This window comes from Aquamicrobium sp. (assembly GCF_023954335.1).
Classification (GTDB): Bacteria; Pseudomonadota; Alphaproteobacteria; order Rhizobiales; family Rhizobiaceae; genus Aerobium.
Window position 1 is genome coordinate 837,269 of the sequence record NZ_JAMLIE010000002.1, and the last position, 17,182, is coordinate 854,450.

Annotated in this window: 19 protein-coding genes; 10 read left to right on the forward strand and 9 right to left on the reverse strand. The window is 66.1% G+C overall.

Features of this window, described 5'->3' with window-relative positions:
* Window positions 1-4: 4 nt before the first annotated feature.
* From M9945_RS16740 to M9945_RS16760, 5 genes are all read right to left on the reverse strand, one after another.
* Window positions 5-970 (reverse strand): methyltetrahydrofolate cobalamin methyltransferase, encoded by a 966-nt coding sequence (locus M9945_RS16740; protein WP_367945485.1) that lies wholly within the window; start codon window positions 968-970, stop codon window positions 5-7.
* Window positions 971-1,039: 69 nt separating this feature from the next.
* Entirely contained in the window at window positions 1,040-2,140 is a 1,101-nt protein-coding gene (locus tag M9945_RS16745; RefSeq protein WP_367945486.1) for a methylenetetrahydrofolate reductase, read from the reverse strand.
* Window positions 2,137-2,703, reverse strand: coding sequence for a methylenetetrahydrofolate reductase C-terminal domain-containing protein (locus M9945_RS16750; RefSeq protein ID WP_367929638.1), 567 nt, complete (start codon window positions 2,701-2,703; stop codon window positions 2,137-2,139). The genes M9945_RS16745 and M9945_RS16750 overlap by 4 nt, the downstream gene beginning before the upstream one ends.
* Window positions 2,696-3,013, reverse strand: coding sequence for a virulence factor (locus M9945_RS16755; protein WP_367945487.1), 318 nt, complete (start codon window positions 3,011-3,013; stop codon window positions 2,696-2,698). The genes M9945_RS16750 and M9945_RS16755 overlap by 8 nt, the downstream gene beginning before the upstream one ends.
* Before the next feature lie 89 nt (window positions 3,014-3,102).
* A complete protein-coding gene (locus M9945_RS16760; protein ID WP_367945488.1) occupies window positions 3,103-3,720 on the reverse strand; it encodes a DUF1638 domain-containing protein in 618 nt (205 codons plus the stop codon).
* A 54-nt stretch (window positions 3,721-3,774) separates the two neighbouring features.
* Between M9945_RS16760 and M9945_RS16765 the strand changes: the two genes are divergently transcribed.
* The gene (locus M9945_RS16765) at window positions 3,775-3,930 is read left to right on the forward strand and encodes an entericidin (protein ID WP_367945489.1); all 156 of its coding nucleotides are present in this window, start codon (window positions 3,775-3,777) and stop codon (window positions 3,928-3,930) included.
* Between the two features lie 38 nt (window positions 3,931-3,968).
* On the opposite strand, the gene M9945_RS16770 is transcribed toward M9945_RS16765, so the two are convergent.
* Window positions 3,969-4,664 carry a corrinoid protein gene (locus M9945_RS16770; protein ID WP_367929642.1) on the reverse strand — a complete coding sequence of 232 codons (696 nt, stop codon included), beginning with the start codon at window positions 4,662-4,664 and terminating at the stop codon, window positions 3,969-3,971.
* A 302-nt stretch (window positions 4,665-4,966) separates the two neighbouring features.
* On the opposite strand from M9945_RS16770, the gene M9945_RS16775 reads away from it, so the two are divergent.
* From M9945_RS16775 to M9945_RS16795, 5 genes are all read left to right on the forward strand, one after another.
* Window positions 4,967-6,553, forward strand: a complete 1,587-nt coding sequence (locus M9945_RS16775) for a trimethylamine methyltransferase family protein (protein ID WP_367929643.1) — start codon at window positions 4,967-4,969, stop codon at window positions 6,551-6,553.
* Between the two features lie 79 nt (window positions 6,554-6,632).
* Window positions 6,633-7,313: a hypothetical protein gene (locus M9945_RS16780; RefSeq protein WP_367945490.1), complete on the forward strand. Its 681-nt coding sequence runs from the start codon at window positions 6,633-6,635 to the stop codon at window positions 7,311-7,313.
* A gap of 69 nt (window positions 7,314-7,382) precedes the next feature.
* A complete protein-coding gene (locus tag M9945_RS16785; protein WP_367929662.1) occupies window positions 7,383-7,943 on the forward strand; it encodes an RNA polymerase sigma factor in 561 nt (186 codons plus the stop codon).
* Window positions 7,944-7,945: 2 nt separating this feature from the next.
* The gene (locus tag M9945_RS16790; RefSeq protein ID WP_367945491.1) at window positions 7,946-9,958 is read left to right on the forward strand and encodes a von Willebrand factor type A domain-containing protein; all 2,013 of its coding nucleotides are present in this window, start codon (window positions 7,946-7,948) and stop codon (window positions 9,956-9,958) included.
* Window positions 9,959-10,190: 232 nt separating this feature from the next.
* On the forward strand, window positions 10,191-11,162 hold the full coding sequence (locus M9945_RS16795) for an IS1595 family transposase (RefSeq protein ID WP_367929646.1): 972 nt from the start codon (window positions 10,191-10,193) through the stop codon (window positions 11,160-11,162).
* A 333-nt stretch (window positions 11,163-11,495) separates the two neighbouring features.
* Here the strand turns inward: M9945_RS16795 and M9945_RS16800 are convergent, their stop codons facing one another.
* The 3 genes from M9945_RS16800 to M9945_RS16810 form a co-directional block, all read right to left on the reverse strand.
* On the reverse strand, window positions 11,496-11,960 hold the full coding sequence (locus M9945_RS16800; RefSeq protein ID WP_367945492.1) for a hypothetical protein: 465 nt from the start codon (window positions 11,958-11,960) through the stop codon (window positions 11,496-11,498).
* Between the two features lie 951 nt (window positions 11,961-12,911).
* Entirely contained in the window at window positions 12,912-13,943 is a 1,032-nt protein-coding gene (gene bmt / locus M9945_RS16805; protein ID WP_367945493.1) for a betaine--homocysteine S-methyltransferase, read from the reverse strand.
* A gap of 166 nt (window positions 13,944-14,109) precedes the next feature.
* Window positions 14,110-14,487 carry a hypothetical protein gene (locus M9945_RS16810; RefSeq protein ID WP_367945494.1) on the reverse strand — a complete coding sequence of 126 codons (378 nt, stop codon included), beginning with the start codon at window positions 14,485-14,487 and terminating at the stop codon, window positions 14,110-14,112.
* Window positions 14,488-14,619: 132 nt separating this feature from the next.
* Between M9945_RS16810 and M9945_RS16815 the strand changes: the two genes are divergently transcribed.
* The 4 genes from M9945_RS16815 to M9945_RS16830 are packed head-to-tail and all read left to right on the forward strand — an operon-like array spanning window position 14,620 to window position 16,961.
* Window positions 14,620-14,745 (forward strand): hypothetical protein, encoded by a 126-nt coding sequence (locus M9945_RS16815; protein ID WP_367929650.1) that lies wholly within the window; start codon window positions 14,620-14,622, stop codon window positions 14,743-14,745.
* Between the two features lie 50 nt (window positions 14,746-14,795).
* Entirely contained in the window at window positions 14,796-16,172 is a 1,377-nt protein-coding gene (locus M9945_RS16820; RefSeq protein WP_367945495.1) for an aspartate aminotransferase family protein, read from the forward strand.
* Between the two features lie 2 nt (window positions 16,173-16,174).
* On the forward strand, window positions 16,175-16,582 hold the full coding sequence (locus tag M9945_RS16825) for a carboxymuconolactone decarboxylase family protein (protein ID WP_367929652.1): 408 nt from the start codon (window positions 16,175-16,177) through the stop codon (window positions 16,580-16,582).
* A gap of 16 nt (window positions 16,583-16,598) precedes the next feature.
* The gene (locus tag M9945_RS16830; protein WP_367929653.1) at window positions 16,599-16,961 is read left to right on the forward strand and encodes a hypothetical protein; all 363 of its coding nucleotides are present in this window, start codon (window positions 16,599-16,601) and stop codon (window positions 16,959-16,961) included.
* Window positions 16,962-17,182 lie beyond the last annotated feature (221 nt).

A 17,182-nucleotide genomic window follows, 5' to 3' on the forward strand; every position in this document is an offset into this window, starting at 1 on the left:
ATTTCTATCCTCTCGCGCCGAGCCGCGCCTCGCGGCCGCCGCGCCGGCGTCCGCCCGCCGCCGCGCCAGCCGGCGCCGGTGCCGCCGCCGCCGGGGCGACATGCTCGCCGGGCTTGAAATCCTTGTAGGTCCTGATCCAGCTCGCGCAGTCCCTGTCGGTGCCGGCAAGCACGTTCGCGGCGCGCACGGCCTCCATCTCCTGCGGGCGGCAGGGGTTCATGATCGCGCTGGTCATGCCCGCGCCGATCACCATCGGGATGAAGCCGGCATTGATGCCGTGGCGGTGGGGCAGGCCGAAGGAGATGTTGGACAGGCCGCAGGTGGTGTTCACCTTCAATTCGTCGCGCAGGCGGCGTACCAGCGCGAACACCTGAAGGCCGGCATCGCCGAGCGCGCCGATCGGCATCACCAGCGGATCGACCACCACGTCCTGCGGCTTGATGCCGTGGTCCATCGCCCGCTCGACGATCTTCTTCGCCACGGCGAAGCGCACGTCGGGGTCCATGGAGATGCCGGTCTCGTCGTTGGAGATGGCGACGACCGGCACGTCGTATTTCTTCACCAGCGGCAGGATGGCCTCGAGCTTCTCCTCCTCGCCGGTGACGGAGTTGACCAGCGGGCGGCCCTTGGCGACCTTGAGGCCGGCCTCGATGGCGGCGGTGACCGAGGAATCGATGGAGAGCGGGATGTCGACCAGTTCCTGCACGATCTGGAGAGTCTGGACGAGAAGCGCGGGCTCGGTCGCGTTGGGATCGACGGCGGTGACGCCGGCGTTGACATCGAGCATGGTCGCGCCCGCCGCCACCTGCTCCAGCGCGTCCTTCTTCACCGTCTCGAAATTGCCCTCGATCATCTCGGCGGCGAGCTTCTTGCGCCCGGTCGGGTTGATGCGCTCGCCGATGACGCAGAAGGGCTTGTCGAAGCCGATGACGACTTCCCGTGTCGCGGAGGCGACGATGGTGCGGGTCATGAAGTTCTCCTCAGAGATATAAAGATTTCTTTATATCGTTATCTTTAAGCGTTCAAGCGGGCGGCGGCCTTACGAAGCGGCATCGCGCACGATCTCCTGCGGGGTTTCCACGGGCGCGTCGTTGAGGATGTGGTCGAGCCGCTCGGCAACACGCGCGTCGTCGGCGCGCGGCTCGCGCCGCCACGGCCGGCGGCCCTTGAGAATGCCCGATTCATGGACGATCTCGGCGACATATTCCTCCTGCCGGTAGGCCATGACGTGGATGCCGGCCACGCCCTCGATCTCCTTCACCTCGTCGATGATGTCGATGGCGAGCTGCTTGCCTTCCTTCTTCTGGTCGGCCGCGCCTTCCAGCCGCGCGATCACCGCGTCGGGGATGTGGACGCCCGGCACGTTGGCGCGCATCCAGCGCGCGGTGCGGGCCGAGGCCAGCGGCCCGACGCCGCAGAGGATGAAGCATTGCTCTTGAAGGCCGAGCTCGCGCACGCGGGCCATGTAGGCGCGGAACATCGGCACGTCGTAGCAATACTGGCTCTGGACGAACTGCGCCCCGGCGGCAATCTTCTTGGCGAGCCGGAGCGGGCGGAAATCGTGCGGCGGCGCGAACGGGTTGATCGCCGCGCCGAGGAAGACGGCAGGAGGCGTGGTCAGCTTGCGCCCGGAAAGGAACTTCGCCTCGTCGCGCATGGTGCGAACGGTCTCCAGCAGCGACATGCAGTCGAGGTCGAAGACGGGCTTGGCGCCCGGCTGGTCGCCGGCCTGGACGCCGTCGCCGGTCAGGCACAGGATGTTCGTCACCCCCATCGCCGCCGCGCCGAGCACGTCGCCCTGGATGGCGATGCGGTTCTTGTCGCGGCAGGAGATCTGCATGATCGGGGCATAGCCCATGCGCGTCAGCAGCGCGCAGATGCCGACCGACGACATGTGGCAGTTGGCGCCCGAGGCGTCGACGGCGTTGATGCCGTCGACCCAGCCGTCGAAGATCCGCGCCCGCTCGTAGACCTCCTCCGGGTCGGCGCTGTCGGGCGGGTTCAGCTCGGCGGTGACGGCGAACTCGCCGCGCCTCAAGACGCGCTCCAGCCGCCCGCGCGAGGAATGGCCGGGCAGGGGATCGAGCGGCAGGTGCGCGCCGGCCGGGTTCTCGTCGTGATGGCGCGCGCCGGGCGTCATGCCGCCTCTCCGGCGCGGGCCCTGGCGCGCGCGGCCGCGGCCTCGGCGGTGACGCGCAGCCAGGCCGAGGTCTCGCGCAGCGACTGGTCCACCGGCTTCTGGACATTGAGGATGGCGTCGCCGCCGCGCATCCTCTGCGCGCCCTCCCACGCCTTGACCCAGACGCAGGGCATGTCCGGCTCGACCTCGCAATGGCCGTTGGCGCGAACGCCGCCGCAGGGGCCGTTACGCAGCTGCTTGGGGCAGTTCATCGGACACGACATGCCGGTCGAGGACAGGATGCACTGGCCGCACATGCGGCAGTCGAACAGCAGCCCCTTCACATGCCGCTCGACGAACTTCACCGGCTTTTCGGCGCGGGCGTAGCCGACGGCCCGCCAGAGCGGGTCGAGCGCGAGGAAGAGGCTGGCGAAGCGGCCATAGACCCATTCCAGCCCCCGCGCATGGCGCACCGACCACAGCCGCAGCGACCAGCGCCGCTGCACCCGCCGCTGCGGCGACGTATCCGCCGGCTTGTAGGCCGCCTTCGTCGCCGGCGCGGCGGCGGGTTTGGGTTCAGCCATCGTTCCTCCCGCCCGTGTCCCTGCCGCCGGCCTTGACCAGCGCCACCAGCCGCTCGCGCGTGTAGTCGCTGTCGAACGCGGCGGCGGCCCTGTCGGCCTCCGCTTCCAGATCGTCGGAGACGGGAACGGGGTCGGCCTTGCGCCAGTCGGCGAGATACGCGTCGGTGTCTTTCGCATCCGTGCGCATGGCGCACATGTCTATCGCCTCGGTGAAGCGCAGGGGCAGCTCGCGCTTGGCGTTCTGCCTGCCTTTCCTGACGATCACCTGTGCGGGGATGTCGCGCCAATAGACCACGATCAGGTCCGCCATGTTCTTCTCTCCATCCGTTCGTGAGCATTGTCTGAAGGGGGAATGCCTGCTTGCTGCCGCGCGACGGCGGCAGCTTCAAAAACGACGCGTCATGCGCCGTCGCCGGCGGCCGCGCGTTTCAGCGCCGGCTCGAGGTCGCCATAGGCAGTGACGCGCTTCTCGTAGGCGAGGCCGAGCATCGTTGCCGCGCGGATCGCCACCTTCTCCAGCTCGGGATCGTCGGTCTGGGCGAGATAGACGACCTTCTCGTAATTGGCGAAGAAATCCTTCGCCAGCTCCGGGTGGCGGTCGAGACCGAGCGGCTTGACGAAGAAGGCGTCGAACTGCCGGCAGAGGAAATCGGTCATGTAGAAGGCGGTGATGTCGGCGTCGGCGACCGCCGCGAAGGCGGCCTCGCCCTGGTAGAAGGCGAAGCAGTGCGGCCCCGCCATGCGCGCGACGCCGTGCTTTTCCAGCACCCGGTCGAGAAGCCCGCCGGTGCCGCAATCGGCATAGCCGATGAAGATGTCGTCGTAGCCCTCGGCCTTCGCCTTCTTGATCGCCCTGTCGATCGCGGCGGGGATGCGGTCGGGGTGGAAATGCAGCTCCGCCGGCAGGCAGGTCAGGTCGAGATGGGCGAGTCCCAGCCGCTCCTTCACGGCCAGCACCTCGCGCGCCAGCATTCCGCAGGCGATGACGAGAACCTTTTGCGGGCTCGCGCGTTCCATTTGCGTCACACGCAAACGGGCGCCCGTTGCGCCCGAACGACAGGGGATACGATCATGACATCCACGGCCATCCGAATTTCCGCCCTCGCGCTCGTTGCCCTGATGACGGCGGGCTACGCCAACACCATACGCGGCATGGGACAGGATACCGCGAATGCCGTCGACGCGACACAGGACGCCGGCCGGAAAGTGGATCGCGCCGCCAACTGACGGCGGGCTCCCCGCCGCCCGTCGCCCCGCATGGGGCGTCAGGCGGCGTGGACGTTGTGCTTGCGCTTCATGAAGTCCTTGGCGGTCTCGACCGCCACGGCCGCATCGCGGCAATAGGCGTCGGCACCGACGGCCTTGCCGAATTCCTCGTTGAGCGGCGCGCCGCCGACCAGCACCACGTAGTCGTCGCGGATGCCCTTTTCCTTCAGCGTGTCGATCACGACCTTCATGTAGGGCATGGTGGTCGTGAGCAGCGCCGACATGCCGACGATGTCCGGCTTGTGTTCCTCGATGGCGGCGAGATAGTTCTCGACCGGGTTGTTGATGCCGAGGTCGACGACGTCGAAGCCCGCGCCCTCCATCATCATGCCGACGAGGTTCTTGCCGATGTCGTGGATGTCGCCCTTGACGGTGCCGATGACCAGCTTGCCCTGCTTGGGCGCGCCCGTGGCGGCGAGCAGCGGGCGCAGGATCGCCATGCCCGCCTTCATGGCGTTGGCCGAAAGCAGAACCTCGGGCACGAACAGGATGCCGTCGCGGAAATCCTCGCCGACGATGCGCATGCCCTCGACCAGCGCCTCGGTCAGCACCGTGTAGGGCGCCCAGCCGCGCTCGAGCAGGATGTTGGTGCCTTCCTCGATCTCTTCCTTCAGGCCGTCGTAAAGGTCGTCGTGCATCTGCTGCACGAGCTCGTCGTCGGAAAGCTCGGAGAGGATGATTTCGTCGTCGGACATCTCGTGGCTCCAGAAGCTGCGTCTGCGAGGGGGAAACCGGGCAAGGCGTGCCGGCAAATCCTTGCCAATTCATAGTCCGGCCGATCATGGTCTCCATAGCCGATTTGCGACGTTCCGCAAGGATAAAGCGACTGCGCGAGCCATCGCGGGCCATTGCGCGGAGATCGGCTTTTCCCCTGTCGGTTTTGCGACAGGCGCTGGCGTTGGCTGGCCGCTCCGGCATAATGGCTCGGATACCATCCTTCGAGAATGCGGCCCGAGAATGCGACAGGTGCGGCCGTGCGGATTCAGGATTGACGGCGATGACGGACGACGCCCCGACGACGGCGGAAACGGGAGAGGAAACGGGCGGCAGGCGGGGCCGGGGCGACCGCGGCGGCGGGGCCGCCGCGCGCCGGGCCGCGCGCTCGGGCGGCGGGCCGGGCGGGCAGCTCACCTACATTACCCGCAAGGTGCCGCTCTACGAGGTGCTGGGCGAGGAAGGGCTGGCGCTGATCGAGGCCAATGCCGACACGGTGCTGGAGGAGATCGGCATCGAGTTCCGCGACGACGCCGAGGCGCTGGCGCTGTGGCGCGAGGCGGGGGCCGAGGTGAAGGGCGAGCGCGTCCACTTTCCCAAGGGCCTGTGCCGGTCGCTGCTGAAGACCGCGCCGTCCGTCTTCACCCAGCACGCGCGCAACCCGGCGCGCTCGGTGCAGATCGGCGGTGACGCCACCGTGTTCGCCCCGGTCTACGGCCCGCCCTTCGTGCGCGATCTCGACGGCAAGCGCCGCTACGCCACGATCGAGGATTTCCGCAACTTCGTGAAGCTCGGCTACATGGCGCCGGCGATCCACCATTCGGGCGGCACGCTGTGCGAGCCGGTCGACGTGCCGGTCAACAAGCGCCATCTCGACATGGTGCTGGCGCATATGACGCTGTCGGACAAGCCGTTCATGGGCTCGGTCACAGCGCCTGAGCGGGCCGAGGACACGGTGGCGATGGCGCGGATCCTGTTCGGCGACGATTTCGTGGACCAGAACACGGTCGTCATCAACCTCATCAACGCCAATTCGCCGATGGTGTTCGACGAGACCATGCTCGGCGCGGCAAAGGTCTATGCCCGCGCCAACCAGGCCTGCATCGTCACGCCGTTCATCCTCGCCGGGGCGATGAGCCCGGTGACGGTCGCCGGCACGCTGACGCAGGTGCTGGCCGAGGTGCTAGCGGGCGCGTCCTTCACCCAGCTGATCCGGCCGGGCGCGCCGGTGCTGTTCGGCACCTTCGCCTCGTCGATCTCGATGCAGTCGGGCGCGCCGACCTTCGGCACGCCGGAGCCGTCATTGGTCTCCTACGGCGCGGCGCAGCTCGCGCGGCGGCTCGGCCTGCCGTTCCGCACCGGCGGCTCGCTCTGCGCCTCCAAGGTGCCGGACGCGCAGGCCGCCTACGAGAGCGCCAACACGCTGAACTCCACCCTGCTCGCCGGCACCAATTTCGTGCTGCACGCGGCCGGCTGGCTCGAGGGAGGGCTCGCCTCCTGCTACGAGAAGTTCATGATGGACATCGACCAGCTCGGCATGGCGCAGAAATTCACCGAAGGCGTCGACCTCTCCGAGAACGGGCAGGCGATGGATGCGATCCGCGAGGTCGGGCCGGGCAGCCACTATCTCGGCTGCACCCACACGCAGGCGAATTTCCAGACCGCGTTCTACCGCTCGTCCATCGCCGACAACAATTCCTACGAGCAATGGCTGGCGGAGGGCGAGAAGACCGCGCCGCAGCGCGCCAACGAGATGGCGCGGCGCTGGCTGGCGAGCTACGAGGCGCCGGCGCTCGACCCCGGCATCGCCGATGGGCTGCGCGACTACGTGGCGGCGAAGAAGGCATCGATGCCCGACGCCTTCACATGAAAAGAGCCCGTGTCGGGCCGGGCGAAAGTGGCCGAGATCATCCATAACGAGGTCTGGCGCAGCGCCGCCCTGAGGGGACATGGACGCTGACCCGATCGAACGCGCCCGTGCCGCGCTCGCGCCGAGCGGGCTGATCCTGCGCGGCGCGCTGAATTTCGCCCCGGACGAGGAACGGCCGGAGGGGCCGGACGGCGCGCCGGCGCGCGCGGTCATCCTCGTCGGCAATGCGGGCGCGGGCTACTGGCGGCATTTTTCACGCTGGCGCGCGGAGCAGGGGGCTTCGGTCGCCAACCCGCTCGACACCTGGTCGCGCATGGTGATCGCGCGGGCGGCGGAGGCAATCGGCGCGCGGGTGGCGATGCCGAACGACCGGCCCTATCTGCCGTTCCAGCAGTGGGCGATGCGCGCGGAAGGGCTGCGGCCGTCGCCGCTCGGGCTGCTGATCCACCCGCGCTACGGCCTCTGGCACGCTTTTCGCGGGGCGCTGCTCCTCGATGTCGAGATTCCGGTTCAGGCGGTTGCCGAGGTGAATCACCCTTGCGACCTATGTGCCGGAAAACCTTGCCTGAATGCCTGTCCGGTCTCGGCCTACTCCGCGAAGGGATTCGCCTATCAGGCGTGCCTTGCGCATGTGCGCGGCGGGGAGGGCATGGGCTGCCGCACCGGGTGCCTGGCGCGCAACGCCTGCCCGCACGGGCGGGAATGGCGCTATCCGGCCGCGGTGCAGGCGTTCCACCAGCGCGCCTTCGCCGGTATTTGAAAGCGCCCGGCAAAATTCTTTTGCCTTTCCCCCAAGGAATGCCAAGCTCGCGCCGTCCAACGGTCGATGATGGCGCTGATGATGGAACAACGCATTCCCGATGCCGAGCTTGCCCGCAACGCGGCAGGCGGCGATCGGGATTCGTTTTCCGCGCTGGTGGAGCGGCATTACGGCTTCATCTTCCGTCTCGCCTGGCGGCTGACCGGCCACAAGGCCGACGCCGAGGACATCGCGCAGGAGGTCTGCGCGCGGCTCGGCCGGGCGATCCGCACCTATCGCGGCGGCTCCGCCTTCACGACATGGCTCTACGCCATCGTCGTCAATGCGGCGCATGACGCCGGGCGGCGCGCGGCGCGCGAGGCGGCCAAGGCCGATGCCTGGAGCGCGCAGGCGCTGATCGAGGGCGGCGAGGCGGTCGACGACCATAGCGACGATCCCGCCGAGGCGCTGTGGGCGGCGGTGCGCGAACTGCCCGCCAAGCAGCGCGAGGCGATCACCCTCGTCTATGGCGAGGGCATGAACCATGCGGGAGCGGCCGACCTGATGGGCTGCTCGGAAGCAACCGTCTCGTGGCATGTCCATGAGGCGAAGAAACGGCTGCGGCAGATCGTTGCGGCCGGGGAAGTCTGATCATGGCGAAGAACGAATTCTACGAACTCGACATCCTGCGCAGCGCGAAGACGCCGGCCCCCGACGAGGCCGCCAAGGCGCGCGCGCTTGCCGGCGCGATGGCCGCTTTCGATGCGGCGGAAAAAATTTCGCCCGCCGCCCAAGGATCGGCGGACGGGACGCGTCTTACCGACAGAACGATCCGGTTCTGGAGGGAAATGATGCAGAAGAAACTCGTTGCCGCCCCGGCGCTCGCCGGCCTCGTCGCGCTCCCGGTCGCCGGCTATGTCGGCTGGCAGGTGATGGAGGAATTCCGTCTCGCGACCGCGCCGGGCGACGGCGCCCTCGTCGAGACGAAAGCGCCGGAGCGCCAGCGCGTGGAAACGCCGCAGGCACCCGTGGGCGAGGCCGAGACCGGCGAGCGCGGCATCGCCGATACGCTCGCCACGCAGCCGCGGAGCGAGGAGCCCGCACTGCTCAACGGCGCGCCGCGCCCGGCCTCGCGCGACATGCAGGTCGGTGGCTCGGCCCTGTCGAAGCATCTGGCGGTTCCGGCCGCGCCGCCCATCATCGCGCCCGAGCCCTACATCACGCCGGAGGACCGCGAGCGGTTCGAGCGCTTCGGCACCAACCCGGTGCGCTCGGCGCTGGAGAGCCCGGTCTCGACCTTTTCCATCGATGTCGACACCGCGTCCTACGCCTTCGCCCGCCGCTCGCTGAAGGAGGGGTTCCTGCCCGAGCGCGACAGCGTGCGCGTCGAGGAGATGATCAACTATTTCCCCTATGACTGGGCCGGGCCGAGCAACGCCGAGGTGCCGTTCAACACCACGGTGACGGTGACGCCGACGCCTTGGGACGCGGACACGCGGCTGATGCACGTCGCCATCAAGGGCTACGACATCCAGCAGACCGAAAAGCCGCGCTCGAACCTCGTCTTTCTCATCGATACGTCGGGTTCCATGAGCGCGGCCGACAAGCTGCCGCTGCTCAAGAACTCGTTCCGGCTGCTGGTCGAGAGACTGGAGGCCGATGATACCGTCTCCATCGTCACCTATGCCGGCAATGCCGGGACGGTGCTGGAGCCGACGAAGGTGTCCGACAAGGGAAAGATCCTCGCTGCGCTCGACAGGCTGGAGGCAGGCGGGCGCACGGCCGGCGAGGCCGGCATCACCGAGGCCTACCGGCTGGCGGAGGAATCCTTCGTCAAGGACGGCGTCAACCGCATCATGCTGGCGACCGACGGCGACTTCAATGTCGGCCAGACCAGCGACGAGGCGCTGAAGCGGCTGGTCGAGGAAAAGCGCAAGAGCGGCGTTTACCTGTCGGTGCTCGGCTTCGGGCGCGGCAATCTGAACGACGCGATGATGCAGACCATCGCCCAGAACGGCAACGGCGTCGCCGCCTATATCGACACGCTGGCCGAGGCCGAGAAGGTGCTGGTCGAGGAAGCCTCCTCGTCGCTGTTCACCATCGCCTCGGACGTCAAGATCCAGGTCGAGTTCAACCCGGCGCGCGTCGCCGAATACCGGCTGATCGGCTACGAGACGCGGGCGCTGAACCGCGAGGATTTCAACAACGACAAGGTCGACGCTGGCGACATCGGCTCCGGCCACACGGTGACGGCGATCTATGAGATCACGCCCGTCGGCAGCCCGGCGCGGATGATCGACGATTTGCGCTACGGCGAGGCCGGGCAGGGCCAAGGGCAGGGTCAGGGCGTCGCCAACGCCGACGAATATGCCTTCGTCAAGATCCGCTACAAGACGCCGGGCGAGGAGACGAGCAAGCTGATCGAGACGCCGGTGACGGACGCCAACGCCGTTTCTGCCTTCGCTGAGGCGGGCGAGGATTTGCGCTTCTCGGTCGCGGTCGCCGCCTTCGGGCAGAAGCTGCGCGGCACCGACGCGCTCGCCGACTACGGATACGACAAGGTCATGGAGATTGCCGCCGCCGCACGAGGCGCGGACCCCTTCGGGTATCGCGCCGAATTCCTCTCGCTGGTGCGCCTTGCCTCGGCGCTCGACGGGACGCGGTAGACGGCAAAAAGCGGGCAGGCGGCGCCACGATGGGATCGTATGAACGGCGCCGACTGCCCAAGGGCGGGTGAGGCAGGCCGGCAGGGCGAAAAATCCCTGTCGGCCTTTTTTTAGCGAATAGCGAATAGGGAGTAGGGAATAGTGAGTAGTGAGTAGTGGGAATAAAACCCTGATTATATACTTGACAAAGTATGGGCTATTTCATAGAGTTGGCTAACTCAGGGACGCAGCCATGAAACTCGACAGCCCAATCTTTCAGGACGCAGACAAGGCCCGCGAGCATCTTGAGGCTCAGCGCTGGCCGCTTGGCCCGAACTGCCCTCATTGCGGCAATGCTCGCCCCGACCGCATCACGAAGATGGAAGGCAAGGCGCACCGTCCCGGCCTCTACAACTGCATGGAATGCCGCCAGCAGTTCACCGTGACCGTTGGCACTGTGTTCGAGCGTTCCAAGATCGCATTGAACAAGTGGCTGCTCGCGACCTTCCTGCTCACGTCGTCAAAGAAAGGCATGTCGGCGCACCAGTTGCACCGCATGTTGGGCGTTACCTACAAGACCGCATGGTTCATGGCGCATCGCATTCGTGAAGCCATGAAAGAGGACGTGTCCACGTCCGGCCCGATTGGCGGCGAAGGCAAGACCGTCGAAGCCGACGAAACCTATCAGGGTCGCCGCGAGGACGGTTACGTCTCTCCGCAGCGCAAGGGTCGCCCCTATCTCAAGCGCAAGAAACCCGGCAAGAACGCCGTGGTCGGTCTGGTCGAGCGTGGCGGCAAGGTTCGTACCTTCCACGTCCAGCACGCCACCAAGGCATCCGTCCGCGACATTCTGGTTCGCAACGTTGATCGCAAGTCGCACCTGATGACCGACGAGTCGCGCCTCTACACCGAAACCGGCGCGGAATACACTTCGCACAAGACCACCAAGCACTCAGCCGGCGAATACGTGCGCTATGAAGGCGACCTTGTGATCCATTCCAACACCATCGAAAGCGTGTTCTCGGTGTTCAAGCGCGGCATGGTCGGCGTCTACCAGCATTGCGGCGAAGCACATTTGCATCGCTACCTTGCAGAGTTCGATTTCCGCTACAACCGCCGTACAGCGCTCAAGATTACCGACACAGAGCGCCACGACGATCTGCTGTCCATGATCGGCGGCAAGCGCCTTACCTATCGGCGGATTGGTGAAGCCCGTTACGCCTAAGCAGAAGGCAACGAAGATGATGAGAAAGCGAAAGCTTCCGAGCAAATGATTTGCTACGCTTTCAAAGGTCTACCGCAGGAGGGGTCCCTACAGTGCCGACGTATATCGTGAGTTACGATCTCCATCAGCAGGGTCAAAACTATGAGCGGCTCATTGAGAAGCTCAAAACCTATGGCACCCGCTGGCATATGCAACAATCAGTTTGGATTATCGAGACAGCGCAATCAGCGGCCAATGTTCGCGATTTTCTAAGGCCGTGCCTCGATTCAAACGACAAGCTTTTTGTGGGGCGTCTATCTGGCGAAGCCGCATGGTATGGCTATTCGACCGAGATTACTCAGTGGTTGAAGCAGAGACTTGCTCCATAGCGGTCGACTCAGGGACTGGCTCGCCACCAACATAGGGTGTTCCAGGCTCTGCCATGCGGCCCACTTTCCGACTTTTAATGCGCGTCAGCAGGTCATCAAGCCGTGTGCCGTTCTTGCGATAGTGAGCTAAGAAGATGATGGCAGCCGTAGCAGAGATAATGAAGATCCCGGCACCTGCCGCGTCCCAACGTGAAAGAGGCTCCGCTGCTTCCATCCGGCCGATAGCCGACGCGAAATTCTGGAAGTAGCCGAAAGCCACTCCTGCGGCCCCTATCGCGATTTCGAGCGATCGGTCCTGTCCACCGCGAGCCAGTTCCATGAGCGTCTCTTCCGAAATAATATGATCTACTCGTTCTTCATCGTGAGTGAACAAGGTTTTGGGCGCCGAGACGAAGCCATGCGCTCCGTCGTTGTTCATGGTCCCGCTCATTCTGCTGCCCCTGCTTCGTTTCGGAGATTAAATACCAAAGCGGGGGGGGGCTAGCCGAATCCTTTTAGGCTTAGTCAAGCGTTCTGGAGAACGTCTAGACTCTGCACGGGCGTGATCTCATTATCTTTGCTGATCTTGCGATTCGTTCGCTTGCCTTTGCGGCCGTGCCTCTAACGGCGGGCTACCGCCCGTGAAAGGAGGTGATACACATGAGCAAGATCAAAGTCGGTCGCAGCGCCGTGACAGGGCGCTTTACCAAGGTCTCTACGGCCAAGGCAAAGCCCCGAACGCATGTCGTTGAGACAATCAAAAAGCGCCGAAGCCGTTAAGACTTTGGCTCTTCCGGGCGGTCGTTCTTCGCGGGATAGCCGCCCGGTTTTCTTTCTTGCGCCGATTCGGTTTCCGAGTCCTTTACGTGAGGCTTTGGCGGGGTCTTGAGCAGCCGCTTTAGCGCGTCGTTGAAAGCGCGCTCGTCGGCCTCTTTGTCCTTGCCTTGATTATCCCCGGTGTTCACAGGTCACCTATCTAGGGTGTTGGTTGCGGCATTTTTGCGCCGAAGACTCTTGCCACGAGGTGGCGAGTCGCCTTCTGTTGTGAGCGCAAGTGCGACGAGGACCGAGCAATCCGTGGTCGCCACCACATTTGATCGCTCGGTCCGCCGTATGGCCCACTAGCTGGCGCTACCCGCTATGGGTGCCTTCAGAGACCGTCGTCGGGTCTCTGTCGTAGTGGGGGCGGCTTGGTAGCTAGTCCGGGCTTCCGACCTTGGGTCTAGAGGGTTCAATCCCCTCCGCCTCCACCGTAATCACCATGAATCATGTCGTCGCAATTTCCAACCCGCTTGACGGGATTTCTTTTTCAACAACCCGGCCTGTCACGCATCCGAATCATACGTCGCGATCCATACTTTGTCACGTATATAATTGGGAATAAAACCCTATTCGCTACTCGCTATTCCCTATTCGCTCCTCTCCCCCTCCGCCGCTCGCGGCGGGCGCCGGCGCTGCCGTCCGCGCCGCTTTCCGCCGCCTGCTTGTTGCGCAGGGGGCCGATGCGGGAGACGATCTCCTCGACGGTCGGGCGCTGGGCCTTGCGGTGGGCGTCGAGCGCCTCGCGCATCGCCTTCAGGTGCACGAAGGAGGTGCCGCAGCAGCCGCCAACGATCCGCGCGCCGCCGTCTATGGCGAGGCGAACATAGTCGGCCATCAGCTCCGGAGTGCCGGAATAGTGGATTTCGGTGCCGCGGAATTCGGGGATGCCGCAATTGCCCTTGACGACGATAGTGGCTTCCGGCTTCGCGTCGCTCATGTCGAGCAGGGCCGCGAGCGTGTCGGAGGCGCCGACGCCGCAATTCGCGCCCACCGCGGCCGGCGCCTCGGCGAGGCCGTCGACCACGCCGTGGATGTCCTTCGGCGCCAGGCCCATCATGGTGCGGCCGGCGGTGTCGAACGAGCCGGTATAGGTGTAGGGCAGGCCGACGCGGATCGCGGCCTCGGCCGCGGCGCGGATTTCGCCGGGCGCGGACATGGTCTCGATCCACGCGACCTCGGCGCCGCCTTCCTTCAGGCCCTCGATCTGATCGGCGAAGGCGTCCACCGCCTCCTCGTAGCTCATCGCGCCGAGCGGCTGCAGCAGCTCGCCCGTCGGGCCGACCGAGCCGGCGACGATGACGCGGCGGCCGGCCTTGTCGGCGACGCCCCGCGCGATCTGAGCCGCCTTGCGGTTCAACTCGCGCACGCGGTCCTGCGCGTGGTGCAGCTTCAGCCGGTGGCGGGTGCCGCCGAACGAGTTGGTCAGGATGATGTCGGCCCCGGCGTCGACGAACCCCTGATGCAGCGCGGCGACGCGTTCGGGATGGGCCTCGTTCCAAAGCTCGGGCGCCTCGCCGGCTTCCAGCCCCATGGCGAAGAGGTTGGTGCCGGTGGCGCCGTCGGCCAGAAGAACGCCCTTCTTGGCGAGCAGCGCGTCGATCGGATTGGTCATGGGCAATAAGTCCAATGGGGTCCGGCAGGAAATGGATGAAATAAGCATATAAAGAAATGATTATATCAAATCAACGGCCGTGCCGGATCGACGGGCATTTTGCCCGTTGAGCGCCTTCCGGTGGCGGGCGGATGCGGCGGCGAGGCGCCGCATCCGCATCGCTGGCTTAATCAGCCGTGGCGAGATGCCAGACGCCGCCGGCGCCGTCGCCCGTCGCGTCGCCGGCCTTCTGGTCGTCCGCGTAGGTGTAGAGCGGCTTGCCCTTGTGGGCCCACATCATGGAGCCGTCGCTGCGCTCCACCACGGTCCAGTCGCCTTCGGCGGCCGCGCCGGCCTCGGCCTTGAAGGGCGGCCATCTCGTCGCGCAGTCGCCGTCGCAATTGGATTTGCCGGCGGTGTCCCTGTCGAAGGTGTAGAGAGTCATGCCTTGGGCATCGGTATACAACTTCTGGCCGTTGATCGTCGCGGTTCCGGCCGGTTCGGCGGCATAGGTCCCCGCTGCGCCCGCAAGCAGGGTCGTCAGTGCAATAACAGCGATTTTCATGGAAGTTGCTCCTCCTCCGGAGCGCGGCCGGGGGTATTGCCCGGCCGATTGGAGAAACGTTCGCCCGCGTTTCGCGTTCCTTCCGCTCACGCACACTTGTTCAGCCCTTGGAAGCCGGGCTATGGTTGCCCCATGGTGCTCGAGAGAAACCAGATCGTTCCTGACAGGGTGTCGGTCACGCCGTCGGCGCGCACGCGCCACGCGGAGCTGCTGCTTCTGTGCGCCCGCATCGGCTACTCGCCCCACCGTCCCGCCTGAATCCGCCCCGGCAGTCCTGCCGGATCGATTCAACGGGAGTTCCTATCGCCATGACCTATCAGAACTTTTCCCTGAAGCAGCTTCAGGCGCTCGACGCGGCGCATTACCTGCATCCCTTCACCGACCACAAGGACCTGCGCGCCGCGGGAAGCCGCATCATCACCCGCGCGGACGGGCCGTTCATCTACGATTCGGAAGGCCACGAGATCCTCGACGGCATGGCCGGCCTGTGGTGCGTCAATGTCGGCTACGGCCGCGACGAACTGGCCGAGGCCGCCTATGCGCAGATGAAGGAGCTGCCCTACTACAACTCCTTCTTCCGCTGCGCGACGGCGACGCCGGTGCTGCTGGCGAAGAAGCTGGCCGAGATCGCGCCGGCCGGCTTCAGCCAGGTGTTCTACGGCTCGTCCGGCTCGGAGGCCAACGACACGGCGCTCCGGCTCGTGCGCCACTACTGGGCGCTGGAGGGCAAGCCGGAGAAGAACCTCGTCATCTCGCGCAAGAACGCCTATCACGGCTCGTCGGTCGCCGGCACCTCGCTCGGCGGCATGGCGGGGATGCACGCCCAGCTCGGCGGCGCGGTGCCGGGCATCGTCCACGTGATGATGCCCTATGCCTACGAGCTGGCGCTGCCCGGCGAGGGCGACCACGAATTCGGCCTGCGCGCCGCAAGGGCCGTCGAGGACGCGATCCTCGCGGCCGGGCCGGACAAGGTGGCGGCGTTCATCGGCGAGCCGGTGATGGGCGCGGGCGGCGTCAAGATCCCGCCGGCGAGCTACTGGCCGGAGGTCAATCGCATCTGCAAGAAGTACGACGTCCTGGTGATGCTCGACGAGGTGATCACCGGTTACGGGCGCACCGGCGCGTGGTTCGCCGCGCAGTCGATGGGCATCGAGGCCGACACGATCACCACGGCCAAGGCGCTGACCTCGGGCTACCAGCCGCTGTCGGCGCTGCTCGTCGGCGACCGCATCGCGGCGACGCTGGTCGAGAAGGGCGGCGAGTTCTACCACGGCTACACCTATTCCGGGCATCCGGTGGCCTGCGCCGTGGCGCTCGCCAATCTCGACATCATCGAGCGCGAGGGGCTGATCGAGCGGGTGCGCGACGACACCGGCCCGTACTTCATCGAGGCGCTGCGCGAGCGCATCGCCGGCCACGGCATTGTCGGCGAGGTGCGGGCGATCGGCCTGATGGGCGCGATCGAGATCGTCCGGGACAAGGAAACCCGCGAGCGCTTCCCCGGCGACGGGGCGGCTGCGGTCGTCGTGCGCGACCATGCCATCGCGGGCGGCATGATGCTCAGGGCGACCGGCGACACGATGATCCTGTCGCCGCCCTTGATCTGGACGCGGGAAACGATCGATATGGCGGTGGAGCGCATCGGCAAGGCGCTCGACCTCGCAGAAACCGACCTGAGGAAATAGCCATGCCCGACCAGCCCGTGGTTTCACTGATCGAGTACGAGGACGCCTCGCCGGAGGTGCGCGCCATCTATGACGACATCATGGAGACGCGCGGCATCGACTGGATCAACAATTTCTGGAAGGTGCTGGCGCACGATCCCGACCTGTTGCGGCGGACGTGGGAGGACCTGAAGCAGGTGATGGGACCCGGCGCGCTCGACCCGCTCGTCAAGGAGATGATCTATATCGCCGTCTCGGCGACGAACGGGTGCGAGTACTGCACCTATTCCCACACAGCGTCGGCCCGGGCGAGGGGCATGACGGACGCCCAGCTCATGGAACTCCTGGCGGTCGTCGGCATGGCCAACGAGACCAACCGGCTCGCCAACGGGCTTCGCCCGCCGGTCGACGTCAAGTTCACGCCGCGTTGAGCCGGGAGCGGTGGCGATGAAGCGGGCTTCCCGTCGTTCGGATCGCAATGCCGGCGCGCTGGCCGGCAGCCTGATGCTCGCGCCGGCGGTGATGGCGCTGCGCGCGCCGCTGCTCGCGGCCGAGGCGCGCGACCTCAACCCGTGGCGGCTGGAAACGACGCGCGCCGTCAGCGAGAAGCTAGCGGCGGCGGCCGAGGGCATGGTGGCGGCGCAGCTTTCGCTGGTGCGCTCGACCTCGACCTTCTGGCTGGAGCTCTATGGCGGCGCGACGCCGTCGCTGCTCACCGGCGTCGCCTTCGAGCGCGCCGTCCATGCCGCGCTGAAACCTGCCGGAAAGCGGGTGAAGAAGAACTACAGGCGGCTGAAGACCCGTGCTTGAGCGGGCCGCAGGCGGCGTTCGCGAATGCCTTGAGCGGGGCTGAAACAGCAAGATCCGCGTTCTCCGGGCGGGGAGAAACGCGGTCTTGCCATAGATACGCATGGCGCTTCGCAGATACTCGATACGCTTGCGAAACTGACAGCTCCGGTACGCATGTACCTGATCCGGAGCGGTGGGCGGCTGCGTTTGCCGTCCTCGCGATCCGTTCTACCGGGACATCG